At 39.8% G+C, this 24,536-nt stretch carries 21 protein-coding genes; 16 read left to right on the top strand and 5 right to left on the bottom strand.

Going from position 1 to position 24,536, the window contains the following annotated elements; genetic code table 11:
* The first annotated feature begins 43 nt into the window (after positions 1–43).
* A complete protein-coding gene (locus AAEU30_RS07065; RefSeq protein WP_421959909.1) occupies positions 44–1,129 on the top strand; it encodes a hypothetical protein in 1,086 nt (361 codons plus the stop codon).
* Between the two features lie 385 nt (positions 1,130–1,514).
* Here AAEU30_RS07065 and AAEU30_RS07070 read toward each other — a convergent pair whose 3' ends face one another.
* Complete coding sequence (locus tag AAEU30_RS07070; protein WP_421959910.1) at positions 1,515–4,418, bottom strand: TonB-dependent receptor plug domain-containing protein; 2,904 nt, start codon at positions 4,416–4,418, stop codon at positions 1,515–1,517.
* Between the two features lie 574 nt (positions 4,419–4,992).
* On the opposite strand from AAEU30_RS07070, the gene mpl reads away from it, so the two are divergent.
* From mpl to trmB, 5 genes are read left to right on the top strand one after another with little or no spacing between them, the layout of a single operon-like run.
* Positions 4,993–6,342 carry a UDP-N-acetylmuramate:L-alanyl-gamma-D-glutamyl-meso-diaminopimelate ligase gene (mpl, locus tag AAEU30_RS07075; protein ID WP_421959911.1) on the top strand — a complete coding sequence of 450 codons (1,350 nt, stop codon included), beginning with the start codon at positions 4,993–4,995 and terminating at the stop codon, positions 6,340–6,342.
* 19 nt (positions 6,343–6,361) lie between these two features.
* Positions 6,362–6,985 carry a flavin prenyltransferase UbiX gene (locus tag AAEU30_RS07080; RefSeq protein WP_421959912.1) on the top strand — a complete coding sequence of 208 codons (624 nt, stop codon included), beginning with the start codon at positions 6,362–6,364 and terminating at the stop codon, positions 6,983–6,985.
* Positions 6,982–7,911 carry an ABC transporter ATP-binding protein gene (locus AAEU30_RS07085; protein ID WP_421959913.1) on the top strand — a complete coding sequence of 310 codons (930 nt, stop codon included), beginning with the start codon at positions 6,982–6,984 and terminating at the stop codon, positions 7,909–7,911. Before AAEU30_RS07080 ends, AAEU30_RS07085 begins: the two co-directional genes overlap by 4 nt.
* Positions 7,912–8,679: an ABC transporter permease gene (locus AAEU30_RS07090; RefSeq protein ID WP_421959914.1), complete on the top strand. Its 768-nt coding sequence runs from the start codon at positions 7,912–7,914 to the stop codon at positions 8,677–8,679.
* Positions 8,679–9,347 carry a tRNA (guanine(46)-N(7))-methyltransferase TrmB gene (gene trmB / locus AAEU30_RS07095; RefSeq protein WP_421959915.1) on the top strand — a complete coding sequence of 223 codons (669 nt, stop codon included), beginning with the start codon at positions 8,679–8,681 and terminating at the stop codon, positions 9,345–9,347. Before AAEU30_RS07090 ends, trmB begins: the two co-directional genes overlap by 1 nt.
* On the opposite strand, the gene AAEU30_RS07100 is transcribed toward trmB, so the two are convergent.
* Positions 9,277–11,214 (bottom strand): EAL domain-containing protein, encoded by a 1,938-nt coding sequence (locus tag AAEU30_RS07100; protein ID WP_421959916.1) that lies wholly within the window; start codon positions 11,212–11,214, stop codon positions 9,277–9,279. The genes trmB and AAEU30_RS07100 overlap by 71 nt on opposite strands.
* A gap of 266 nt (positions 11,215–11,480) precedes the next feature.
* Between AAEU30_RS07100 and panP the strand changes: the two genes are divergently transcribed.
* On the top strand, positions 11,481–13,109 hold the full coding sequence (gene panP / locus AAEU30_RS07105; RefSeq protein ID WP_421959917.1) for a pyridoxal-dependent aspartate 1-decarboxylase PanP: 1,629 nt from the start codon (positions 11,481–11,483) through the stop codon (positions 13,107–13,109).
* 36 nt (positions 13,110–13,145) lie between these two features.
* On the opposite strand, the gene argE is transcribed toward panP, so the two are convergent.
* Positions 13,146–14,294, bottom strand: coding sequence for an acetylornithine deacetylase (gene argE, locus AAEU30_RS07110; RefSeq protein WP_421959918.1), 1,149 nt, complete (start codon positions 14,292–14,294; stop codon positions 13,146–13,148).
* Positions 14,295–14,504: 210 nt separating this feature from the next.
* Between argE and argC the strand changes: the two genes are divergently transcribed.
* From argC to AAEU30_RS07155, 9 genes are all read left to right on the top strand, one after another.
* Positions 14,505–15,509 (top strand): N-acetyl-gamma-glutamyl-phosphate reductase, encoded by a 1,005-nt coding sequence (gene argC / locus AAEU30_RS07115; RefSeq protein WP_421959919.1) that lies wholly within the window; start codon positions 14,505–14,507, stop codon positions 15,507–15,509.
* Between the two features lie 7 nt (positions 15,510–15,516).
* Complete coding sequence (gene argB, locus AAEU30_RS07120; protein ID WP_421959920.1) at positions 15,517–16,278, top strand: acetylglutamate kinase; 762 nt, start codon at positions 15,517–15,519, stop codon at positions 16,276–16,278.
* 8 nt (positions 16,279–16,286) lie between these two features.
* Positions 16,287–17,207: an ornithine carbamoyltransferase gene (locus AAEU30_RS07125; RefSeq protein WP_087533497.1), complete on the top strand. Its 921-nt coding sequence runs from the start codon at positions 16,287–16,289 to the stop codon at positions 17,205–17,207.
* A 9-nt stretch (positions 17,208–17,216) separates the two neighbouring features.
* Positions 17,217–18,419, top strand: coding sequence for an argininosuccinate synthase (locus AAEU30_RS07130; RefSeq protein WP_421959921.1), 1,203 nt, complete (start codon positions 17,217–17,219; stop codon positions 18,417–18,419).
* 49 nt (positions 18,420–18,468) lie between these two features.
* Positions 18,469–20,334, top strand: a complete 1,866-nt coding sequence (gene argH, locus AAEU30_RS07135; RefSeq protein ID WP_421959922.1) for an argininosuccinate lyase — start codon at positions 18,469–18,471, stop codon at positions 20,332–20,334.
* Positions 20,335–20,627: 293 nt separating this feature from the next.
* Positions 20,628–20,834, top strand: coding sequence for a hypothetical protein (locus AAEU30_RS07140; protein ID WP_421959923.1), 207 nt, complete (start codon positions 20,628–20,630; stop codon positions 20,832–20,834).
* 14 nt (positions 20,835–20,848) lie between these two features.
* Positions 20,849–21,379, top strand: coding sequence for a hypothetical protein (locus tag AAEU30_RS07145; RefSeq protein WP_087533501.1), 531 nt, complete (start codon positions 20,849–20,851; stop codon positions 21,377–21,379).
* 65 nt (positions 21,380–21,444) lie between these two features.
* Entirely contained in the window at positions 21,445–21,888 is a 444-nt protein-coding gene (locus tag AAEU30_RS07150; protein WP_421959924.1) for a hypothetical protein, read from the top strand.
* Between the two features lie 62 nt (positions 21,889–21,950).
* Positions 21,951–22,442 (top strand): hypothetical protein, encoded by a 492-nt coding sequence (locus AAEU30_RS07155; protein ID WP_421959925.1) that lies wholly within the window; start codon positions 21,951–21,953, stop codon positions 22,440–22,442.
* 9 nt (positions 22,443–22,451) lie between these two features.
* On the opposite strand, the gene AAEU30_RS07160 is transcribed toward AAEU30_RS07155, so the two are convergent.
* Entirely contained in the window at positions 22,452–23,858 is a 1,407-nt protein-coding gene (locus AAEU30_RS07160) for a capsule assembly Wzi family protein (RefSeq protein WP_421959926.1), read from the bottom strand.
* Positions 23,855–24,337, bottom strand: coding sequence for a pantetheine-phosphate adenylyltransferase (gene coaD / locus AAEU30_RS07165; RefSeq protein WP_421959927.1), 483 nt, complete (start codon positions 24,335–24,337; stop codon positions 23,855–23,857). Before coaD ends, AAEU30_RS07160 begins: the two co-directional genes overlap by 4 nt.
* Between the last annotated feature and the right edge of the window lie 199 nt (positions 24,338–24,536).

A 24,536-nucleotide genomic window follows, 5' to 3' on the forward strand; every position in this document is an offset into this window, starting at 1 on the left:
CTAGGCCTGCGCTTGCAGGCCTTTTTTATAAAAGAAATAATAAATGATAAAAAACACCTTCTTAAGCTGCTTAGGCTTAATGGCTTTGCATTGTAATGCTCAGCAAGAAGTGTCTGTATATGTTGACTCTAATAGTTTTAGTAATATCTCACCAGTATTAGAGTTAGTCGACGATGACTGGCAAAGTCCACCTCAATCAGATGCAGATAAGGGCTTTTCGCAAACAAGGCTTGGCCTAAGCTATCGACATTCACGTCTTGCAGGCTTTACCTTTCATATTGAACAGCGGCTAGATTATTTTGTTAAAAGTCATGCTGATACTGCTTTAGGCTATTATCAAGAACAGAATGATATTTCATTACTAGATAGAGAAAATTACAAAGTAAAACTTGATTACTTTGCCAATAGAAGCAAAGGATTTGCTTTAGGCTACAGTTATGAGTTTAGTGATGCTCTATTGATTGGCGCTAAAGGAAGTTACTGGCAGATTGACTATTTTCGTCATTCAGTTGTTTCGGGTAATGTGCAAGGAAGGGATGATAATAGTTTGCTAGGCGAACTTAATTATGAAGAGCACTACACGCACAACAACTTTTTAAAACGCCCTAATGAAAATGATTGGGATAGTAAAGGTAAGGGCTACTCAGTCGATTTATTTGCTGAGATAAATCTATCAGACAACCTAACTATACGTGCTGATTTAATTGATATTTATAATAGCTTTAGTGTTGATAATGTGGGCTATACTTCAGCAGATATAAACACCAAGGGCAGCTTTATTGATAACCAAGGGTTTAATAGTTTTAGACCTTTGCTCAAAGGCTTTGAAGGGCAAAGCGATTATAAATTTAAAATACCGGAACAAATAGCTTTAGCGTTTACCTATCATCATGAAAAAATTGATTATGCGTTAAACTTATTGCGCCAAGGTGATATTAACTTTGTAAAAATAGGTACTCAATTTGCTTACAAAAAAAGTATGTTTGAATTAATGTTTGATCCAATTAATTTGACGCCTCAGTTAGGTTATACAATTGATTTCTTTAAAATTGAGTTGGCGATGGATAAGTTAAACCCAAATAAAGCGATGCAATTATCGTTAAATATGCAGGTAAATTGGCTTTTCTAGGGTCTGTTGACCTTTCAGGATTAAAATTTGTTCAACCTAGATGCGATTTAATCGCGGCGCGAGATTTGTAACCTAGTGGGCTAAGTAAAAATCGAGCAAAGCTACCGCGTCCTGCTCACGCCCCTTACCTACAATCCATGTAGGCAATAAAGAGTTAATCGCACCTAGGAAGAACCCGAAGGGCAGCGCGCGTTTGGCATTTATGCTGCGTTATCGCCTATTTATGGGGAATAACCACACTACGTAGGCTCTGCTTTGCCTAAAAACCAAACGTACTGCTGCAAAATCAACCTCGAAAGATAAATAGACCCTAGCCGTTGGTCAAAAATAAGCGCCTCAGTTCAATGAACTGAGGCGTTTTATTATCAGTTAAATACAAACTTTATTAGAAAGTATATTTAGCGCCTAACGATAAGCGACGGCCTTTAACATCAAAGAACTCACCATCGTCGTAAGTGAACGGGTTACGTGGCGGTTCACGGTCGAATATGTTGTTAACACCAACACGTAACTGTAGCTCATCCATTAGATAAGTTTTGTACATGAAATCAAATGTTGTATAAGACGGGATATCATTGTAGTTATTGTCTTCAATGGTCCAGTCGTTGTCATTAACAGTTGCATGACGGTAGTTCATGGTTAGCACATAGGCTGAATCATCGTGAGAATAAACAGCATTAAAGCGGCCCTTCCAGCGAGGTGAAGCTGTTTCGCCTACATCAGAACGAAAATCTTCAGCACGACCTGTAGAGTTATTATTGTCCTCTATTAAGTAAGTTGCTGTTAGCTTTAATGCCAAATCACCAGAGAACAACTCTGTACGGTATGCAGATTCAACATCGATACCTTTAATTGCTACAGTTGCAGCATTGATAGGTCGATTGTAGAAGTTTGTGATCTCTCCTGTTTGAGAGTCTCGCTCCACGTTGTTACAGAATAGATTGTCTAGTGATGTTGATTCATAACAAAGCTTAACATTATCTCGGCCATAATATTCAATAGCATCATCAATTTCAAATGACCAATAATCAAGAGTTAAATCTAATCCTTCAATAAACTCTGGAGTGTAAATAACACCGATTGTATAATCGTTTGACGTTTCATTTTTAAGGTCTTGGTTACCTTGAATATAACCCGGTAAACTACCACCTGCTAACCACTCTTCAGAAGGCATCCAACCTTGAGGCAGGCCTGCAGCTTGGCAGTTTTTGATTACGTTATCTTTATATTTGCTGCCTGACTCAGCGATAGAATCAGCTCTACATACATCAGCACGTCCTGAGCTGAACGTTTTTGAGTTAGGAGTAAATAAATCACCTAAGTTAGGAGCGCGTACTGATTTTGAACGATTTAAACGTACGCGTAACTCATCAGTGACGCCCCAATTTAAAGCTATCTTCCAGGCATTATCTTCACCTGTAACCGAATAATCCATATAACGGAACGCTGTTTCAAGGGTTAAATCTGTTGTTAGGAAGGTTTCTTCTAATAATGGAATTGAAATTTCAGCTGAAAGTTCGTTTACATCTATTTCGCCGTCCATCGGTGAACTTGAGTTACCAAAGATCAGGCCTTTTTCCATGTTTTCAGATGGCCTAGTGATTGCTGATTCTCTGCGGTGTTCAGCAGTGAAGGCCGCAGCAACATATCCTGCTGGTAGTTCAAATAAGGCGCCATCTACAGTAACAGCAAACACGGCTTGGTCGTGCTTAGCAAAACGTGTTGCATCAGTCGCTATATAGTCTAACTGTGCTTGTGTTGCTGACGTCGCGCCCATTGTGTTAAATGGTGTACAACCTTCAATAGCACCTATAACATCGCCGTTTGCATTACGCTTGGCACACACTACATTACCTTGGTATTCAACGGCATCAATAGAGTTAGCTAAGTTTTGTGTTAATACTTCGCCAGTCCAAAGAGTATCTTGCTCGATGCGGCCAAATTGTGCGTAAGCAGAGTAGCCCCAGTCATCGCTTAAAATACCTTCAGCGCCGATTGAAGTACGAAAAACCTCACGCTCTTGGTTATATGCACGGTCGCCCCATAAGTTTTCATTAGCTTGGCGAAGTGTTACTTCTGTAAGCTCATTGTCGTCCATTACTTTAGCCATATCGTTTTTAATAAACGCATTGTCGCGACGTATCGTATGGCGAAAGAAAGAAGGTGAGCTCTCTGTTGTGGCTTCTGTATTTGAATAGGTGAAATCAAAGGTTAAAGCGTGGTCGTCATTGAGTTCATATGTGCCGTACGCAGAAGCAATTATTCTTTCTAATGGCGTTTGAAAGTAATCTTTATAGCCGTGGCCAAAAACACCATCGCCTTGATTTTGATTGTCTTGAAAGTAGTTTGACGCATCGCTTCCAACACCTGGATTAGGAATGCGCCCCAAGCCATAGTCAAACGGTTTTAGGTTACCATTTGCATCAAAGGTGTAGTGGTGATTGTCGTAACCATTATCTTTAAGTGAGTCTTTAGCGAAAAAGTCACCACCCTCTGAGTAATAAGCAAGGCCTGTCGGCTGACCTAAAACAACCCGTGAAGGGATGCCATCACTACCACTTGTATTTGCCGGGTTTGCGTATGAGTTCACTGGGGCACGGTAGAAATCACGACTCAGCTTGCCATAGCTTTTGTTTTCAGTGTAATTAAATGAGGCAATAAAAGAGAGTTTATCGCCTTCCATACCGCCAGTAATTGAGAAGTTGTTTTGCTCGCCACCACTTTGTTCTGGACGTACGGTAGAAACATCAAGTTCAATCCCATCCATTGATTTTTTAGTAATGATATTTACCACACCCGCTACTGCATCTGCGCCGTAAACGGCTGCTGCACCACCTGTAGCTATCTCGATACGTTCAATCATTGTGGTAGGAATGTTGTTTAAATCAACTGCAGTGTCACCTACAGAACCAGGCACAAAACGACGCCCATTTACAAGCACTAATGTACGTTCTGAGCCTAAACCACGAAGGTCCGTTGTGTTAAGACCTGACGCATAAATAGTGTTGGTTGTTGTTTCAGGAGAAAGGCCAACTGTTGCCTGTGGCATTTCTGCAAGTAAATCATTGACGTTAGTTATACCTTGGTTTTCCATCTCAACACCACTGATCACAGTAACAGGGGTTGGAGACGTTAGGTTAAAGCGTTTTATTTTTGAGCCGGTAACTTGAATGCGTTCAACAGGTTTCGTTTCAGTCGTTGACTGTGCAAATGTATTTAATGCACTAAATGCAGTTGTCACTAAAACTGCGTTTACGGCTGTTGCGATAAGATTTAATTTTTTCAACATAACACCTTTAATTTCGACAAGCTTCAACTAGGAGTTAAAGCATGATTGAACTAACTAGTTATCAAGGTCGGCATTTTTAACTTAAGAAGTTAAATAAATGGCAGACAATGTAACCAGATGTAATTTAGCGCTACGTTTTAACATAGTACCTAATAAGAGTCTTAAAAAATGGTAATGTGTACATTGTTTCAATAATGTGTACTTTGTTTTTGTTTTGAATATATATTGGTATCAACCTGATATTGAAGGTGAAATTATGTAATTATATATTTACAACGTCCTGTTTAGATTGTTTTTTAGTGTTTTTTTATTCCTGTTATTAACTTTATTTAAATTAAATATAAATATTTTAGTGGTTTAAATCGGCACTAATGTTAATTTTGTATAAAAAGTGGTGTTTGTTTTGTCTCCAGTTAGACAATTGGCATGGAACTTTTTGCAATAAGCTGCTTAATTAGGTGGTTTTTGGCAAAACTGTAATGCGATATGGCAATGGTAACGAGCTGTTAATTTTGGCATTATGGCAGGTAATAAAAACAGTGCTGCTTATTACTAGTGCAGCAAAGGAATAGACATGCATATTCACATTTTAGGTATTTGCGGCACTTTTATGGGTGGTATTGCCGCGATAGCTAAATCATTAGGTCATACGGTTACTGGGTCTGATCAAAACGTATATCCACCAATGAGTACTCAGCTTGAAGAGCTTGGTATCACGCTTACTCAAGGCTATGAGGTTTCTCAGCTAGAGCCTGCGCCAGATATGGTTGTTATTGGTAATGCGATGAGTCGCGGTAATCCGTGTGTAGAGTACGTGTTAGACAAAGGCTTACCTTATACTTCAGGTCCTGAGTGGTTAAAACATAACTTACTACAAGACTCCTGGGTGTTAGCTGTTGCAGGTACTCACGGTAAAACTACAACGGCAAGCATGCTTGCCTGGATACTTGAATATGCCGGTTTAAAGCCGGGGTTTTTAATAGGTGGTATTGTGCAAAATTTTGGAGTGTCAGCTCGAGTTGGCGACACCCCGTTTTTTGTTATTGAAGCGGATGAATATGACACTGCATTTTTTGATAAACGCAGTAAATTTGTCCATTACCTGCCGCGTACACTGATTTTAAATAACCTAGAATTTGATCACGCAGACATATTCGACGATTTAAATGCAATAAAAAAACAATTTCATCATTTGATGCGTACACTACCAAGTACAGGCAAAGTAATTTGGCCCAGTAATGAACAGGCTTTAACAGAGGTCATTAATCAAGGCTGTTGGAGCGAAAGTGAAACGCTTGGTGGTGATTGGAATTATAACTTACTTAAGCCTGACGGCAGTGAGTTTAGTGTTTTGCTCAATGGAGAGTCGGTAGGGACTGTTAAGTGGCAAGCAATTGGTGTGCATAATGTTAAAAATGCCATTATGGCTATTGCTGCGGCGCGTCACGTGGGCATTGCAATAGAGCACAGTATTGCAGCTTTAGCACAGTTTATTAGTCCAAAAAGGCGAATGGAACTCAAAGCGGATATTGCTGATATTAAGGTCTATGACGATTTTGCCCACCACCCAACGGCAATTAAAACCACGCTTGCGGGTCTGCGTGCTAAAGTAGGTGATGATAAAATTATCGCTATTTTAGAGCCGCGCTCTAACACAATGAAAATGGGCGTTCATAAACATACATTATTAGCGTCATTAATTGATGCCGATGAGGTTTATTTATTTGAACCTGACAACTTGAGCTGGTCTTTGAATGAGCAAGCTCAGCAAGCGGGAATGAATTGCCTATCTAGTACTGACGAAATAGTGACTCAAGTGGTTGATAAAGTGCGTCCGCATCAGCATATTTTAATTATGAGTAATGGTGGGTTTAATGGTTTACATCAACAATTGATTAGTCATTTAACGGAGAAGTTTAATTAAATTCAAAGAGAGAGCCACAGTGCAATATAAAGAAACGATCACCCTTGCGTTTAGTGGGGCGTCAGGTGCACCTTATGGCTTACGGTTGCTTGAAGTGCTTTTAGCGCAACAATTTAGAGTATATGTATTAATATCAAGTGCAGCACGCGTGGTACTTGATACAGAATCAAACATAAAACTCTCAGCCAATGAAGACAAAGCCACCGAGCAGTTGTGCACACTTTTTAACGCGCTACCTGAGCAGTTACAAGTCTTTGGTAAAGACAACTGGTTTAGCCCGGTTGCGTCAGGCTCTGCGGCACCTAAAAAAATGATAGTGTGTCCGTGTAGCGCAGGCTCTGTTTCCGCGATTGCAGTAGGTGCATCTGATAATTTACTAGAGCGTGCTGCTGATGTGGTTATTAAGGAGCGTGGACAGCTTATTTTAGTGCCACGAGAAACCCCATTTAGTGAAATTCATTTAGAGAATATGCTTAAACTTGCTCGGTTAGGGGTTACAATTATGCCAGCAGCACCGGGTTTTTATCACCAACCTGAGTCGATAAGCGACTTGGTTGATTTTATGGTGGCACGCATTTTAGATCATTTAAACATTGAGCATACCCTCACTAAGCGCTGGGGTTATGGGGAAGGTAAAAAGTGAGCGAACAAACTATAGCACTGAATATTAAGGGCCTGAAAAAGGTTTATAAAAATGGCGTAGAAGCGGTAAAAAACATTGATTTAGAAGTTCAAAAAGGTGACTTTTTTGCCTTGCTTGGGCCTAATGGCGCTGGTAAATCAACGACAATAGGGGTTATTTCTTCATTAGTAAATAAAACTGCAGGTCAAGTTGAAGTATTTGGTCATAATATTGATACCCATTTAGAAGCGGCTAAATCAGAGCTAGGTTTAGTGCCACAAGAGTTTAACTTTAGCCAATTTGAAACCTTGACCCAAATATTAGTAAATCAAGCGGGTTACTACGGCGTTCCTCGTAAATTAGCCCATGAGCGAGCCGATAAATATCTGACGCAGCTGGGCTTACTTGATAAAAAAGACAAGCAGGCGCGCACATTATCGGGTGGGATGAAACGTCGCTTAATGATTGCTCGTGCACTAATGCACGAACCTAAGTTACTTATCTTAGATGAACCGACAGCTGGTGTTGATATTGAACTTCGCCGTTCAATGTGGGATTTTTTAAGGCAAATTAACGAGCAAGGGGTGACGATTATACTGACTACTCATTACCTTGAAGAAGCTGAATTATTGTGTAAAAACATCGCGATTATTGACTCGGGTATTATCGTTGAAAATACTACAATTAAAGCCCTGCTAGCCAAACTGGATAAAGAAACCTTTATTCTGGATTTAAAGCAGCCGGTGCAGGCGGTGACACTCGATGGTTATCAATTTTCTATGGTTGATGATCATACAATTGAAGTTGAGGTTGCGAAAGCACAAGGCTTAAATGCCGTATTTTCAGCACTTACTGAGCAAGGTAATACAGTATTAAGTATGCGAAATAAGGCAAATAGGTTAGAAGAATTGTTTGTTGGTTTACTAGAGCAAGGGCGGGAGAAGTAGATGTTTAAATACGGCGTAGCCTTAAAGAGTTTATGGATAAAAGAATGTATCCGCTTTTTGCGTATTTGGGTTCAAACACTCGTACCACCTGCTATTACAATGAGCCTGTATTTTGTTATTTTTGGTAACTTAATCGGCTCTCGTATTGGTGATATGGGTGGGTTTAGTTATATGGAGTTCATTGTACCTGGCCTTATTATGATGTCGGTGATCACTAATTCATATTCTAATGTGGCATCCAGCTTTTACTCTACAAAATTCCAAAAAAGTATTGAAGAGCTACTCGTTGCACCTGTACCTAATTATATTATTGTACTTGGTTATATGGGGGGCGGGATGACGCGAGGCATGTTGGTAGGCTTAATTGTTACTTGTGTATCCTTGTTGTTTGTTGATATTCAAATTCATAACTTTTTTGTTATTATCGCGACTGTTATTTTAACCTCTGCAGTGTTTGCATTAGGTGGATTAATAAATGCAATTTATGCAAATAGTTTTGATGATATAAGCATTATTCCTACGTTTATTTTAACGCCACTGACCTACTTGGGAGGGGTGTTTTATTCAATTACCTTGTTGCCTGATTTTTGGCAAGGTGTATCGCATGTTAATCCAATAATTTACATGGTTAATGCATTTAGGTATGGTTTTCTAGGTGTGTCAGATGTTGATTTATCAGTTGCATTTGGTGTGTTATTTTTATTTATTACAGCCTTATTTACATTAGCATTGACGCTAATTAAAAAAGGTGTGGGGCTTAGACACTGATGAGTGATGCAAATTCACGTAGTATTGTATCAAACCAAGATGGCTTACATGAAAAGCTAGATGAAATAGTCAAAAAGCATTTAACCGCTGAGTTTAAAAAGCCGATTGCAGCACATACACAAACAGCATTTGATCAAGTAAATGAAAAGGTACAGGCTTTTACAGGCCCACTTATTTTAGATTCTTGCTGTGGGGTGGGTGAGAGCACAGCTAACTTAGCTAAGCGTCACCCTGATGCGTTAGTTATCGGTATAGACAAATCATCACACCGTTTGGATAAACATGAAGTTGAATACAAGCAGACTGACTCAGGCCACTATATTTTAGTGCAGGCTGACTTAAACGATTTTTGGCGTTTAGCAGTGGCTGCTAATTGGCAGCCCACACATCACTATTTACTTTATCCAAACCCTTGGCCTAAAGCGAAACATATTCAGCGTCGTTGGCATGGTGCTGCAATATTTCCATTTATTGTTAAATTAGGTGGTCGGTTAGAAGTACGCAGTAATTGGGATATATATATCAAAGAATTCGCCCAGGCTCTTCATTTGGCAGGGCAAGAGACACAGGTTGAGCTGTATGAAAACGAAGAAGCAATCACTCCGTTTGAGCGTAAATATTGGGCGAGTGGTCAACAGAGTCACCGGCTATTAATCGATTTGGATTAACGATCTGCGTGTGGGGAGATATCTGCGGAGCCGCACAGGCAAAGTAGTGTCCTTGCATTAAGTTTACCTTTGCTTTTATTAGTGCGTTGACTATCGGCTTACTTTCAACGCACTCTGCAATAACATGTAAATTTAGTTGTTTTGCGAAACTAGCAATATGTTCAATATAAAGGTAAATATCTTGGTCGTTAATGATTTGTCGTATTAAAGAACCATCTAACTTTATACCGTCTACGTCGAGCTTTAATACATTGGAGATATTAGAGTAACCAGTACCAAAATCATCAATGATCACTTTTACACCACGTTGTTTAACCATACTTATAAATGTTTTCACTTCGGAGAAGTTCGCGATTGCTTCGGTTTCTAATAATTCGAGAGTAATATTGCTTGGCTGTGGGTAGCGTTTAAGCTCGTCTGCTAAGAACTCTGTTAAGCTTGGATCTAGCATGTCTTGTGCTGTGATATTTATACTCCAGCAGATACTTGTTTTTCTAAATCGCTCAAAGCATTGACTAAGCATGGTTCTGGTTAACATACCATCCATACGAGAGCGGTTTACTACATTTAAAAATGCATCGGGCAGTAATATCTCGCCATGACAAGTGATCATACGTGCTAGGCATTCGTATTGTATAATTGAGTTGTTTTCATAGTCATAAACAGGTTGAAAATAAGGCACTATGCGATTATTTTCAAACGCTTCTCGCACATCCTTTGCCATTGCTACATTATATTGGTATTGATTTTTAACATCATGTAATGCAATAGAGTAGTTCACAACATTGAATCGACCTTGCTTAGCTTGTAGCGCAGCAATGTGCGCATTCTCAAGAAGCATGGCTTTATTACCACTGGCTATACCTGCACATAATGTAATGTAAATAAAGGGGTCGGTTAGTAATGGAGTGCTACAATTATAATTTTGAATAAGATCGCTAAACCCCGTGTGCTCTTCATCAAAAGGGGCAATCAAAACTATTTTATTCGTCGCTAAGCGAAAGATTTTACTGCTAGTAGGGCGACGTAATGCAAAGTGTTCTAGGAGGCATTTCATTACTTTGTCACCCACCTCTGTACCATAAAAACTATTAATGTCTTCTATTTCATTTACCCAAATAACTGCAACTTGCATGTGAGAGGTCGATGATTGTTTTATATAGTAATCAAGTGCTATGTGATTTGCGTAACCGCTGCTGCTATCAGTAGATAAAGCACGTTTAAGTAAATAGATATAAATGCCTGCTACCAGCAACGCAATAAAAAAGAAGAAGCTAGCAAGGGCTGCCGCTTTAGAAACACTCTCGCTCAGTTGCTCGTTTAAATCGTAGATTGTGATATCAGCACCGGTTAAATAGGTATGACCGTTTTTATCAACGTACGGCACGAATATACTTTTGAAATGACCCCATTGATCTTTGGATGTTTCAAACACCGGTTCGGTGGAATAAAAGGCGCTTATATTAGCTTTGGTGGCTTCTGGGTATAAATCAAGGAACTGTGTTACTTTACCGCTGTTTTGGTCTTCTTGTGTATAGCTAGACGCGCTGAAGTGTACATTGGAATCTTTTAATACCATTGAATACACATAGGCAACATCCAGTGCGTTGGCAAACTCTGACAATTGACGGCTTTTTAACTGATACGTTGAATGAGGGATTAAGACCCCTGCGTTTATTTGGTCGTGGTACTCATTTCCTAATATGTGCTTTACGCTGACTGCAGCATTGAGTAAACGGGCATCAACTTGGCGCATGATATCTGCACGCGTAGTATGATAAGTATAATAAACATAGCTAAGCAAACTAATTAGAAAAACCAAAAAGCCCGCAATTATCCAGTTTGTCCTCAAACTTGCACTTATCATGTTAGTCCCTTATATATTGACGTAGACATTATACAAAAAAATTTGACGGCGACTATATAATTAGTCTTTAGCGAGGTAAATAATTAATCAATTTATCATTAATCTGTCATGCAATTGTTGGCTTTTATGGCTTAATGCGAGACATTTATACTATATTGCAGTAAAGTTAGCGCATTTCGTAGCAACACTGCAGTTTGCCTTACTTATCGAATGTTAGTCTATTTGGGTATTAAGATTGTGAAAAACTGCATTTACTGGGTATCAAGATGGATCAAAAGCGTAGTGCCGTCGCCTCTAAAGAAACGCTGATGCGTATATTTACTGTACCAGAAGCCCCTGACTCAACACTGAGTAAAATCGAGCTTGAGATTTCGAGTAACTTGGCTGGCTTTTTGAATGAAAATATAGCAGCAATAGAAAAGCCATTGCATGAAATTGAAAAAGATTTTCAATCGGCAGTGATCCCTGAAGATCCCACGTTTGTTTCTGCTTATGCGCAGGACATTATGGATCAACTAGTTGCTCATTCGGTGCATACTGCTGCGCCTAGCTTTATCGGGCATATGACGTCTGCTTTACCACACTTTGTATTACCGCTATCAAAGCTCATGGTTGGCCTTAACCAAAACCTAGTAAAAATAGAAACATCAAAAGCATTCACCCCATTAGAGCGCCAAGTACTTGGCATGATGCATCATCTTGCGTATGGCCAAAATGATGCTTTTTATAGTAAGTGGATGCACAGTGCAAAAACGTCATTGGGTGCGTTTTGCTCTGGTGGTACGGTTGCGAATATTACTGCTTTATGGATTGCTCGAAATCGACTGTTGAAGGCCGATGGTGAGTTTAAAGGTATTGGTGCACAAGGGTTAATAAGTGCCATGCTACATTATGGCTATAAAGGCCTTGCTGTACTGGTTTCTGAACGTGGCCATTATTCGTTAGGTAAATCAGCTGATTTACTGGGGATTGGTCGCGACAACTTTATTGCTATTAAAACAGCTAATAATAATAAAGTTGATATAGGGGCAATGCGCGACAAAGCGAATGAGCTTGAAGCACAAGGTATTAAAGTGATGGCGATTGTCGGTGTAGCTGGCACGACTGAGACCGGTAGCATTGACCCGCTCGATGATATGGCAGATTTAAGTCAAGAGCTTGGTTGTCATTTTCATGTTGATGCTGCATGGGGCGGAGCCACTTTATTATCTGACACGTACCGTCCTTTACTCAAAGGAATTGAACGGGCTGACTCAATCACCATTGATGCCCATAAGCAAATGTATGTGCCAATGGGAGCCGGACTGGTTTTATTTAAGGACCCTGCGGCAACCGATGCAATTGAGCATCATGCAGAATACATCTTACGTAAAGGCTCAAAAGACTTAGGCAGTCATACACTCGAAGGTAGCCGACCAGGTATGGCTATGTTAGTACATGCCTGCTTACGTGTTATTGGCCGTAAAGGCTATGAGATATTGATAGATAAAGGGATTGAAAAAGCACGTTACTTTGCTGATCTAGTAGATGCTGATGAAGATTTTGAGTTAATATCAGCGCCTGAATTATGCCTTTTGACATACCGTTACGTACCTAAGCAAATTCAGCAAAAGATCGCACAAGCTGATGAAAAAACTCGCTTAGAAATTTATGCCTCGTTAAATAGATTTACTGCAAGTATGCAAAAACGTCAACGTGAAGCAGGGCGCTCTTTTGTATCGCGTACTCGTCTCACTCCAGCAAAGTACGACCATCAACCAACCGTGGTTTTTCGGGTTGTGCTGGCTAACCCACTAACATCCGAAGCTATTTTAAAAGAGATTTTAGCCGAGCAAAAAGAGCTTGCTAAAACAGACCCAGTCTTTAAAAAATTCTTAGCTAAATATATGGATTAAGAGTATTAAGTGCCTCCAAAAGAGGCACCTAATACATCAATTAAAACAACTGGCTTTAATCATTTCACTTATGATTTTTTGCGAAGGTTTAATTTTCTCCATTGCTAAAAACTCATCTGGCTGGTGGGCTTGGTTAATTGAACCAGGTCCCATCACGATCGTTTCACAACCAAGTTGTTGAATAAACGGCGCTTCGGTACAGTAATTTACAGCTACAGCTTGTTCGCCTGAGATTTTTTCGGCTAGTTTGACGAGCGCCGAATCAGTACTACCTGTAAACGCTGGAATAGGTTCATGCATATCAACTACACTGACTGCATCAGGGTATTGGTTATTTATATCTGCCGCGATTGTTAGCAGCATAGCTTGTAATTCTTGTACACTTAAACCCGGTAATGGTCGCATATCAATATGCATTTCACAGCAACCACAAATGCGATTAGCATTGTCACCACCATGGATATGGCCAAGGTTAAGAGTAGGGTAAGGGATAACAAAATGCTCTACTGAATATTTATTCTTTAATTCTTGCTTTAATACTAACAGCCTTGAAGTGACTTGATGCATGACTTCAATGGCATTTAAACCACGCTCAGGATCTGAGCTATGACCTGAGCGGCCTATTACTCTGATTGCTGTGCTCATGTGCCCCTTGTGAGTAAATACGGGAGTCATATCTGTTGGTTCACCAATAATACAGCGTGCTGGTTTTAAATTGGGGTGTTTGCATATTTGTTGCGCCCCTGCCATTGTGGTTTCTTCATCTGCGGTCGCTAAAATTAATATAGGTTGGCTCTGCTGATTTTCATCTAGCTCGCTAATCGCTTGCAATACGAAAGCGAAAAAACCCTTCATATCAATGCTACCTAAACCATAAAGTTTGTTGTCATGTTCGCTTAACTTAAATGGGTCATAATTCCAGCGGCTGTCGTCAAAAGGAACGGTGTCGGTGTGACCTGCGAGCATTAAACCACCATCACCTTCGCCACGCTTTGCTAATAAGTTAAAGCGACCCTTAGGCCCAGAAAGTTCAGTTATTTCACAGTCAAAGCCTAACTCTTTGCACCAGTTTGCGAGTAAGTCGATAACGCCTTTATTACTCATAGACAAAGACTCGTCCATAGCACTAATTGAAGGCGCAGCAATCAATTGCTGATACATAGATAAAAACGACGGTAAAAGCATAAAAAAATCCAAAATAATTATTCAATCTAATTGCATAACAATATAAAAGTATTTATGATGAATATCAATTCACTTTTTAAGCATAAATATATTTAAGTAGAGCTATGTTCATTATACGACGATAACGAAATTTCATTCCTAATTAATAGTGCATTGTTCTGCACTGAACACCTATATGAATAACAGTATTAACGATTAAAAGAGTAACGAATGAAAGTAGTCATTATTGGCGCAAGTGGTTATAGCGGTGCTGAGTTAGCCAGCTTAATAGTTAAGCATCCTCACTTAACCTTAACAGGTTGTTATGTATCTGAGCAAAGCCTAGATAAAGGCAAGTTGTTGAGTGATTTATATCCAGAGCATTTAGGTTTACTGGACACACCTTTATTACCGCTGAGCGAAATTGCTTTTGCAGAGATAGCGAAGAGCGCGGACTTTGTTTGTTTATGTACAGATCACAAAGTGAGTGTTGATTTAGCGCCTCGTTTTTTAGCTATGGATAAAAAGGTGTTTGATTTATCAGGTGGTTACCGCTTAAGTAGCAATGACGACTACCAAACTTATTATGGTTTTGAGCACCAGCATACTGATTTATTAGAACAAGCCGCTTACGGCTTGGCTGAGTGGAATAGCGAAGCTATTACACAGGCGGAGTTAGTGGCTGTTGCTGGTTGTTACCCTACCGCTGCATTGAATGCATTAAAACCTTTACAGCAAGCGGGTTTATTAGCTGATCAGCCAGTGATTATAAATGCTGTATCGGGTGTTACTGGCGCTGGACGTAAAGCAAGTGTAGGTACCCACTTTTGTGAAGTGTCACTTGCGCCTTATGGCTTATTTAATCACAGGCACAGCCCTGAGATAGAATTGCACTTGGGCCATGAGGTTTTATTTACACCACATTTGGGTAATTTTCCTCGCGGTATTTTAGAGACCATCTATGTGCAATTAAAAGCAGATGTAACGCCAGAGCAAGTGACAGATGCTTATCAGGTATTAGCCGATGAGCCGTTAATTCGTTTACTTGGTAGTAAGATCCCGTCCATCAAAGGGGTTGCAAAACAGCCTTATGTTGATATCGCATGGCAACAGCAAGGGTGCCAACTTATCGTAATGGCTGCCATTGATAATTTATTAAAAGGCGCTGCGGGTCAAGCGCTACAGTGTATTAATTTAGTTATGGGGTTACCTCATAGCACAGGTTTAAAAGGGTAGTTAAGTAATGCAAACATGGGTAATTAAGTTAGGTGGTGCAGTACTTAATACTGAAGATGCCGCAAAAGCATTGTTTGCTGCGCTTGCTTCACAAACTCAGGCGCAGTATGTCATTGTGCATGGTGGTGGGGCATTAGTAGATAGTTGGTTAAAAGAGGCTGGTTTTGCCAGTGCTAAACACCAAGGTTTACGTATTAGTCCAAAAGAGCAAATGCCTTATATTGTCGGCGCGCTAGCAGGTTGTGCAAACAAGCAGTTAATGAGCCAAGCCATTGTGGCAGGTCATATGCCTGTAGGGCTTAGCTTGTATGAAGCCGGTATTATTTCGACGCAAAAGCTAAAAGCATTAGGTCAGGTTGGTCAGTGTCAAAGTGGCGTACAAAGTGTATTACCTGAGCTTTTAAAGCTGGGTCGTCTACCGCTAGTCAGTTCGATAGGGTTTGGTGAGGACGGTCTTTGGTATAACGTTAATGCTGATGAAGCCGCTGCTGCAATAGCAAAAGAGCTTGATGCCGAAATTATTTTTATGACGGATGTAGAAGCGGTACTTGATGCAAATAAACAGCCGTTACATCAACTTGACACAAATCAGATCAATACTTTAATTGAAGAAGGAGTAATTGTGGGCGGGATGGAGGTCAAAGTTAAGACCAGTCTTCACGCTGCCCAACATTTACGACGAGGTGTGTATATTTCGAGCTGGCAAAAGCCAGATAACTTAATTGCTTTACTTAACGGTGAGCACGTCGGAACAAAAATTACACCATAGGTTTTTACATGTTTAATCATTTTTTATCTGGTCTTGAATTAGACCAAAAAGGCGCACTTAAATTACTTAATCTTGCGCAAAAAATAAAAGCAAATCCCGCTGATTTTAGCCAAGCGCTCGCGGGTAAGTCAGTCGTCACGTTATTTGAAAAGCCCAGTCTACGTACTCGCTTATCGTTTGATATTGGCATTAATAAATTAGGTGGTCATGCAGTGTATTTGGATTCACAAAATGGCGCTATGGGTGCCCGTGAGTCAGTAAAAGATTTTGCATTAAATATTGCTAGCTGGGCAGACGGAATAGTCGCGCGTGTTAATCAACACAAAACGCTGACTACATTGGCTGAGTTCTCTAGTGTGCCAGTGGTAAATAGCTTGTGTGATTTGTATCACCCATGCCAAGCCTTGGCTGATTTTTTAACGCTGCAAGAAGTGTATGGTGATGTAAGTCAGCTTAAACTAGCTTACTTAGGTGAAGGTAATAATGTGACGCATTCACTCATGTTACTGGCTGCAACGCTTGGCACTGATTTTGTGGCCGTTTGCCCTAAAGGCAGCTCACCAGATTCGCAAATATTAAAGCAAGCAGAGCAAATAGCCGCAATGAATGGTGCATCAGTAATGGTGAGTGACCGTGTTGAAGCTGCGGTAGGTGCTAATGTTGTTTATGCCGATACGTGGGTATCAATGGGCGATGACACACCGCTTGAACAAGTTAAAGAAAAGTACATGCCGTATCAATTAAATGCAGCATTACTTGAGCAAACAGGGGCTGACACTGTACTACATTGCCAGCCAGCACACCGTGAATTTGAAATTACTTCTGAGGTAATGGATGGTCCGGCGTCAAAAATTATACAGCAAGCAGAAAACCGTATGCACGCGCAAAACGCACTGCTTGTTACATTATTAAATCCAAATTTTGTTTAAGGTATACCAATGAGTTCAATTAAAAAAGTCGTACTAGCCTATTCTGGTGGTTTAGATACATCGGCTATCGTGCCATGGTTAAAAGAAAACTACGGTTGTGAAGTTATCGCGTTTGTGGCTGATGTAGGCCAAGGCGCTGAAGAACTTGAAGGCGTAGAAGAAAAAGCTATCGCATCAGGCGCATCAGAATGTTATGTAGTTGATTTAAAAGATGAGATGGTAAGTGATTACATTTACCCAACGTTAAAAACTGGCTCAATCTACGAAGGTACTTATTTGTTAGGTACTTCGATGGCACGCCCAATTATTGCTAAAGCACAAGTTGAAATTGCGCGTAAAGTAGGTGCAGATGCGCTTTCTCATGGTTGTACAGGTAAAGGTAATGATCAGGTTCGTTTTGAATCGTGCTTTGCAGCTTTAGCACCGGACTTAAAAGTGATTGCTCCATGGCGTGAGTGGGACTTATCAAGTCGAGAGTCGCTATTAGATTACTTAGCCGAGCGTGATATTCCTTGTTCAGCGTCTGCAACCAAAATCTATAGTCGTGATGCTAACGCATGGCATATTTCTCACGAAGGTGGCGAGCTTGAAGATCCATGGTGCCAGCCAAGTGATCAAGTATGGACATGGACGAACTCTCCTGAGCAAGCGCCTAATGAGCCAGAGTTAGTTACCTTAAATGTTGTCGAAGGTGAAGTGGTTGCCGTAAATGGTGAGCAATTAAAACCATATGACTGTTTAGTGAAGCTTAATGATATTGCCTCGCCTCATGGTGTTGGTCGTGTTGATATTGTGGAAAATCGTTTAGTCGGTATGAAATCACGTGGTTGCTATGAAACACCAGGCGGTACGGTGATCATGGCAGCATTACAAGCAATTGACGAGCTTGTACTTGATAAATCAAGCCGTAAATGGAAAGAAGTATTGGGCGGTGAGTTCTCACACCTAGTGTATGACGGTCGCTGGTTTACACCTTTGAAAGATTCAATCTTAGCGGGTGCAGAAGCACTATCAACACTGGCAACGGGTGAAGTTGTTCTTAAGCTTTATAAAGGCCAAGTAACAGCTGTGCAGAAAAAATCACCAAACAGCTTATATAGCGAAGATTTTGCAACCTTTGGTGAAGATGATGTGTATGACCAATCGCATGCTGAAGGGTTTATTCGTTTATTCTCGCTTTCAAGCAGAATCTCAGCATTAGCGAAGAAGTAATTTAATACGCCCCGTTAAACGGGGCAATTTCAGGGTTTGGAGATATTTCATGGCATTATGGGGCGGACGTTTTTCTACGGGTCCAGATGAAGCGTTTAAACAATTTAACGATTCACTTCCCTTCGATTATCAACTCGCAGAGCAAGATATTGTTGGCTCTGTGGCATGGGCCGGTGCGCTTAAGCAAGTTGATGTATTAACGAGTAGCGAGCATGAATCACTGGTGGCGGCACTGTATGAATTACTCGATGAAGTTAAAGCGGACCCACAAGCTGTGGCGACGTCGGGCGCTGAAGATATTCATTCACATGTTGAAGCTGCACTGATTGAAAAGGTTGGTGACTTGGCGAAAAAGCTACACACAGGACGTAGCCGTAATGACCAAGTAGCGACAGATTTTAGATTGTGGTGTCGTGATACTGCCGATCACTTACTCGAAGCATTAGGGCAATTGAAAGGTGAGTTTATCGCCTTAGCAGAACGTGAACTGGGCACTATTTTACCCGGCTACACGCACTTACAACGTGCCCAGCCATTACTGTTTAGTCACTGGTGTATGGCATACGTTGAAATGCTTGAACGTGATGAAAGCCGTTTAAGTGATGCCAAAGCGCGGATGAACTTTTGCCCATTAGGCAGTGGTGCACTTGCAGGTACCGCGTACCCAATAGATAGGCAAGCTCTTGCCGCGGGGCTAGGTTTTACCGCTGCAACTAAAAATAGTTTAGATTCGGTATCTGATCGTGACTTTGTAGTTGAGTTATTAAGCTGCGCGTCTATTTCAATGATTCACTTATCACGCATGGCTGAAGATTTAATCTTCTATAACTCAGGAGAAGCTGGCTTTATTGAGTTGGCTGATAACGTGACATCTGGCTCATCCTTAATGCCGCAAAAGAAAAACCCAGATGCACTAGAGTTGATCCGTGGTAAAACTGGCCGAGTATTTGGCTCGTTCAGTGCGATGATGATGACCCTTAAAGCGCTTCCTCTTGCTTATAATAAAGATATGCAAGAAGACAAAGAGGGCTTATTTGATGCAATGCCAACTTGGCTTGCTTGTATCCATATGGCGCAAGCATGTATCAAAGGCGTCAAAGTTAATGGTGAACGAACCCTTGCAGCAGCAAAAGGCGGGCACTCTAATGCGACTGAGCTAGCTGACTATTTAGTAGCAAAAGGGATCCCATTCAGAGAAGGTCATCATATTGTTGGTGTACTGGTGCAAATGGCTATTGCGCAAGGTAATAACTTAGAAGATTTAAGTTTAGAACAATTTAAGTCCGTGCATAGTATTTTTGAACAAGATGTATATCCTGTATTAGAAATAGACGCTTGTATTAAAGCGCGTCAAGCACTCGGTGGCACATCATTAGAGCAAGTAACCAATGCTGTGAAAGATGCCAAAAAAAAACAGCAAATAACGGTACGTGATGCAAACCTAGATGATGTTGAGTCTATTGCTAAGCTTATTCAGCACTGGGCAACAGTAGGTGAAAACTTACCGCGAGCTAAAAGTGATATGGTGCATTCAATTAATGAATTTGCAGTCACTGAAGTGAACTCAACGGTTGCAGGCTGTGCCTCTTTGTATATTTATGATACAGGCCTTGCTGAAATACGCTCACTAGGAATAGACCCTGAAACAGGCGTGACAGGGCAAGGGCGGCAACTTGTTGAGCACTTACTTGGCAAAGCCAAAAAATTGGCACTCAATCGCATCATTGTATTGACGCGAGTACCAGATTTTTTTGAAAAGCAAGGTTTTACATTCTGTACCAAAGAAAGCTTACCTGAAAAGGTAATGAAAGACTGTGAACTTTGTTTACGCAAAGACAATTGTGACGAAGTCGCAATGGAATTTATTTTGAAGCCAAGTCGAAACACGGAGATCCCGTGTAAAAACGTAGCTTAAAATCCCTGGATGTAAAAGACGTACGGTTACCCCTGTGCGTTTTTTTATGTCCTAGTATATCTGGTATGACCTCTCTTTGTGTTTTTATTTCTCTTAATGTTACTAAAAATGGTAAAAAGATCATAAATAGATCAAAACTCATTAAAAGTTGGATCGCTATTTGCTTTATAGATATTAGATGTCTCTGTAAGGGTACATCTTTGCAATACGCCAAAAAAATATCATAGCGTTATGCAATAACAATTTTAATTGCTTAAGCAATCAATTCAACATTTAATGAAAGGAACACTCTCATGCAAGTTACAGGTAACAGCCAACTACAAATGCAAGCATATAACTCTATGCAACAATCAAAGCCAGCTTTAGAACAAAGCACTAGTAATAAAACCCTACAATCTGATACAGTGTCTATATCACAAGAAGCACTAGCAGCAGCTGGTGGAGCAGAAATTCAACGCGGTGGCGGGATTATCATTGATCCAGATAAGCGACCTCAATAGCTATTGGAATATGAATGTACTTGACTGAACATTTTGGTTTATCCTTAGGAGCCCTAGTTATATGGGGCTTCATGATGGCCTTTTTCTTTAATATATTTCTTTACTTTGCGACACCTAAAAAAAATTTAACTTTATTACTTAGTTCATTTATTCTTTTTTTATCTTATTTTAGTAGTGACTATTTTTTTTCTTGGTTTTCGACTACTGAAACTTATCTTCACTGGGCTGTATGGGATCTAGTGACAGTCGCAATTTTAATGGGAATTTGGAAATTTTCAAACACAGCTACGCCTTCTTCGTTTTTATACCTCTGTACTGGTTTAATAATCAATTGTTCATTATTTCTGCTAATTTATTATGATATCTACATATTGTATAATAAAGAGCCTTGGATTCTTTGGGATATTTATTCTTTTGGTGTGAATATCATTGATTTCACAATGATCGTTGCGTTGATTGTTGATAGAGACATCTTAGGTTTAATTAAGCTTAAAAATGGAATTAAAGCATTATTTAAAACGCGTAACCTTAGCCACTCCTTGTAGTTACTATGTACATAAATGATGTAATAGGTCCTTATATCGGTGTATTTATCGAATGGGGCTTCTTAATGGCTTTCCTTTTCAAATTAGTTTCTCGGCTAAATAACCCAGATAAATCGATAGTTCAATTATGCTTTTTGATGGCTTTTTCGTACATGCTCAGTGATGCAGTGCGTTTATCTCAGTCAAATTATATGAATTGGTTTATTTATGATGTGATCACTATAGCAGTATTGATTGTATGGTTTTTGGTAATAAAAAAGCATCGCTTTTTTGTGCTCTATTATATATTTGCAGGACTAGGATTGAACGCTTTACTGATGGCAGCTACACACTATGATATTTATATAGTGCATAATCGCGAGTCATGGTGGTTATGGAGTGCATACTCTTATGGCGTAAATACGATAGATTTGTTTATGATTTTAGTATTAGTTACAGAAAAAAACTTTTTATTTTATAATTTTAAAATTAATTTAGGGGTTAGCAAAAATCACTCTAAAAGTGTGTAGTTTAGATATGGTATGGAGCTATTAGGGTTGTATTCTAGCGTGTATTTGGCTTCATTGATAATGTGGAGCTTTTTGATGGTTTTTTATTTAATTTAGTAAAGAAATCAGTTACCCCAAATAGTGATAAAACGTTGATGTGGATTTCACTATCTATATTCTTATTTTATTTATTCTCAGACCCCTTAATTATTTCAGTATTGGGGTTTGATATTTTACATAGCCAAATCACTTACCTTTTTTGGTTTTCATTTGATTTAGTTTGTTTAATTATAATTTTACTCATTAGTTGGAAGCTAAATTTAAGCCAGCTTCCTGCAAAGCTATATATCACTATTGGGCTAACAGTGAATATGTTGCTGTTTTTGGGTATGCATATCGATATTAATTACTTCTATCATTATGAGCATTGGTGGTTTTGGGGCCTTTACTCGGTTACCGTTAATATGATGGATGTTATGATGGTGGTGGCTTTATTATGTAATAAGGACTTTTTAGGGTTGGTTCGTGGCTATCAATTCTTAACGAGATCAAATAGGAACTCTGATCTCGCGTAGTTTATAAGATTAAAAACGATATTCCCAGCTGGTTTTAACCGCGGTATTTGTGTCTGAATCCTTATTAAGCTCGTCTTTAAACACAGAACCACTCACTTGCCAAAGCCCTTCAAATAATGCTTGTTGATAACCCAGCTCTAACTGTACTCGTTTAAATGAACCTATCTCTTGTGCAGAGGCTGTTTTGAGTGATTTCCCGTTTAACCAGCGTAGTTTAGCAAAACCAGCATAACCATTCATGGTATGGTATTGAGCGCCTAATACAGCTGATTTACTGTTGTAAGGTGTTGAGCTACCAATTAAGCGGTCTTTATGGATATAGCCAGCACTGATATCAGTTAGGGTATCATTGCCATAAGTGCAATCCATAGCCGACACGCACTCTTGTTGGGTATTGGTATACTCAAGGTAAGTTTTTAGTAGTTGCTTTTGATCGGCAAAAAAAGTTTCTACACCGAGTGTATAAAACGGATCATTGGGAGCAAACCCACTGTCATTTCGCCCCATTATCTCAGCGTAAAATCCAAGCGGTTGGCCTGCTATTTGCGTAGAATATTTGGCATCTAGGCTGGTAAGCTGCTGCTTTTTATTGTCAGCTTCTAATGTTGTGGTATCAATATAAGAGCTAGTTAAAAAGTCGGATCCTGATGTACTGAAGGCGATTTCAAGCCCAGGTAATGGTGTACTGGCAAAACGCATCGCCCAATAATCACCTTCATCATTATTAGTAAGAGTCGGTTTTTGTTTAGCGTAAATACCGGTAAGTTGCCAGTTACCAATAAATGAAAAAAAGCTCGGTCCATCGTATTGCGTATTGGCGCGGTTTACTCTAACGCCTTTCATTGGCGCAGCGTTATTTGATAGGAGTAGGGCATTATCATTACTTGGCCCCCACCAGTGGCTTATTTGTTCTGCGCTAATAGACCAATCGGCAATCAGTACCGCTAAATAACTTCCCTGATAATTTGTGTACTTATCATCTAGCGCTTCATCGGCATAATTAATACTGACCTTGGCACTGACTCTATTTCCTGTAATAGAGCCGTAACTGTTTACTCCGCTTTTTTGTTGATCACGGCTGCCAAAGCTCTGTTGCAAGTTTGCATCACTATTGTAGTTTGCTCTAATACCTGAGCTAGTGCTGCGCTTAGCATTTGCTAGGGCATGTTTTATATGTTGTAAGGCAAATTGACTTTGCACTGATAGCTTATCGCGATCAAGGTTATTTAGGTCTCGAGCAATACCTTGCCACATCAACGGGTAGCTATTAATTGGTTGTTTAATCACACCTTGATTAAAGAGCAGTTCAATTGAAGCACGTAAGAGTGGATCATCACTTTCAATCCAAGGTCCGGCTAGAGTCGGTAAAGGTAGTGAGAGTAATACGGCAAAACTTGCAAGCTTAGTTAACTTCATCCGTGCAATTTTTCCTCTAAAGCTTTAACAACAATTGAACTGACAAATTCACTGACATCACCTTTGTGACGGGCAACTTCTTTAACTAATGTTGACGAAATAAATGAATTTTTCTCTGCTGGTGTTAAAAATACGCTCTCTAAATCGGGGTTTAAACGTCGGTTCATATTAGCCAGTTGGAACTCGTAATCAAAATCAGAGACCGCACGAATACCTCGAATTAATACATTGGCTTTATGGTCACGAGCAAGATCTGCAAGCAAACCAGAAAAACCAATGACACAGACATTATCAATATGATTCAGTAGGCTATTTGCAATTTCTACACGCTCATCTAAGCTAAAGCAGGGCTTTTTGCTTGGGTTATGTGCAATAGCAACAATTACGGTATCAAACATTTTAGCTGCACGTTGAATCAAGTCTGTGTGGCCGTTAGTGAGTGGATCAAAGGTACCAGGGTAAATAGCTGTAACTTTCATATGATTTAGCTTAGTGTTATTTTTGTGGTTATATTATCAGTGTTTTTGCTGCAAATCAGCCTTGTTAAGGTAATCACTTGTTATTACTTAACGTTAGTATTATTCAAGGTGAGTATTGTATCAGTTAGATTTAGGATAGAAATTTTCAAGGTGGTGTTTTATTCGATTGGATTTGTATATACTGCGCGGCTAATATTAT

This window comes from Pseudoalteromonas mucoides (assembly GCF_049257175.1).
Classification (GTDB): Bacteria; Pseudomonadota; Gammaproteobacteria; order Enterobacterales; family Alteromonadaceae; genus Pseudoalteromonas.

Bases quoted from the DNA above. Each gene is read 5' to 3' on its own strand.
- AAEU30_RS07100 (WP_421959916.1), bottom strand. From the start codon at position 11,214: ATGATAAGTGCAAGTTTGAGGACAAACTGGATAATTGCGGGCTTTTTG.
- coaD (WP_421959927.1), bottom strand. From the start codon at position 24,337: ATGAAAGTTACAGCTATTTACCCTGGTACCTTTGATCCACTCACTAAC.
- AAEU30_RS07150 (WP_421959924.1), top strand. From the start codon at position 21,445: ATGGCTTTCCTTTTCAAATTAGTTTCTCGGCTAAATAACCCAGATAAA.
- trmB (WP_421959915.1), top strand. From the start codon at position 8,679: ATGAGTGATGCAAATTCACGTAGTATTGTATCAAACCAAGATGGCTTA.
- panP (WP_421959917.1), top strand. From the start codon at position 11,481: ATGGATCAAAAGCGTAGTGCCGTCGCCTCTAAAGAAACGCTGATGCGT.
- AAEU30_RS07090 (WP_421959914.1), top strand. From the start codon at position 7,912: ATGTTTAAATACGGCGTAGCCTTAAAGAGTTTATGGATAAAAGAATGT.
- argB (WP_421959920.1), top strand. From the start codon at position 15,517: ATGCAAACATGGGTAATTAAGTTAGGTGGTGCAGTACTTAATACTGAA.
- AAEU30_RS07070 (WP_421959910.1), bottom strand. From the start codon at position 4,418: ATGTTGAAAAAATTAAATCTTATCGCAACAGCCGTAAACGCAGTTTTA.
- mpl (WP_421959911.1), top strand. From the start codon at position 4,993: ATGCATATTCACATTTTAGGTATTTGCGGCACTTTTATGGGTGGTATT.
- AAEU30_RS07125 (WP_087533497.1), top strand. From the start codon at position 16,287: ATGTTTAATCATTTTTTATCTGGTCTTGAATTAGACCAAAAAGGCGCA.
- AAEU30_RS07140 (WP_421959923.1), top strand. From the start codon at position 20,628: ATGCAAGTTACAGGTAACAGCCAACTACAAATGCAAGCATATAACTCT.
- AAEU30_RS07065 (WP_421959909.1), top strand. From the start codon at position 44: ATGATAAAAAACACCTTCTTAAGCTGCTTAGGCTTAATGGCTTTGCAT.
- AAEU30_RS07160 (WP_421959926.1), bottom strand. From the start codon at position 23,858: ATGAAGTTAACTAAGCTTGCAAGTTTTGCCGTATTACTCTCACTACCT.
- AAEU30_RS07145 (WP_087533501.1), top strand. From the start codon at position 20,849: ATGTACTTGACTGAACATTTTGGTTTATCCTTAGGAGCCCTAGTTATA.
- AAEU30_RS07130 (WP_421959921.1), top strand. From the start codon at position 17,217: ATGAGTTCAATTAAAAAAGTCGTACTAGCCTATTCTGGTGGTTTAGAT.
- argH (WP_421959922.1), top strand. From the start codon at position 18,469: ATGGCATTATGGGGCGGACGTTTTTCTACGGGTCCAGATGAAGCGTTT.
- argE (WP_421959918.1), bottom strand. From the start codon at position 14,294: ATGCTTTTACCGTCGTTTTTATCTATGTATCAGCAATTGATTGCTGCG.
- argC (WP_421959919.1), top strand. From the start codon at position 14,505: ATGAAAGTAGTCATTATTGGCGCAAGTGGTTATAGCGGTGCTGAGTTA.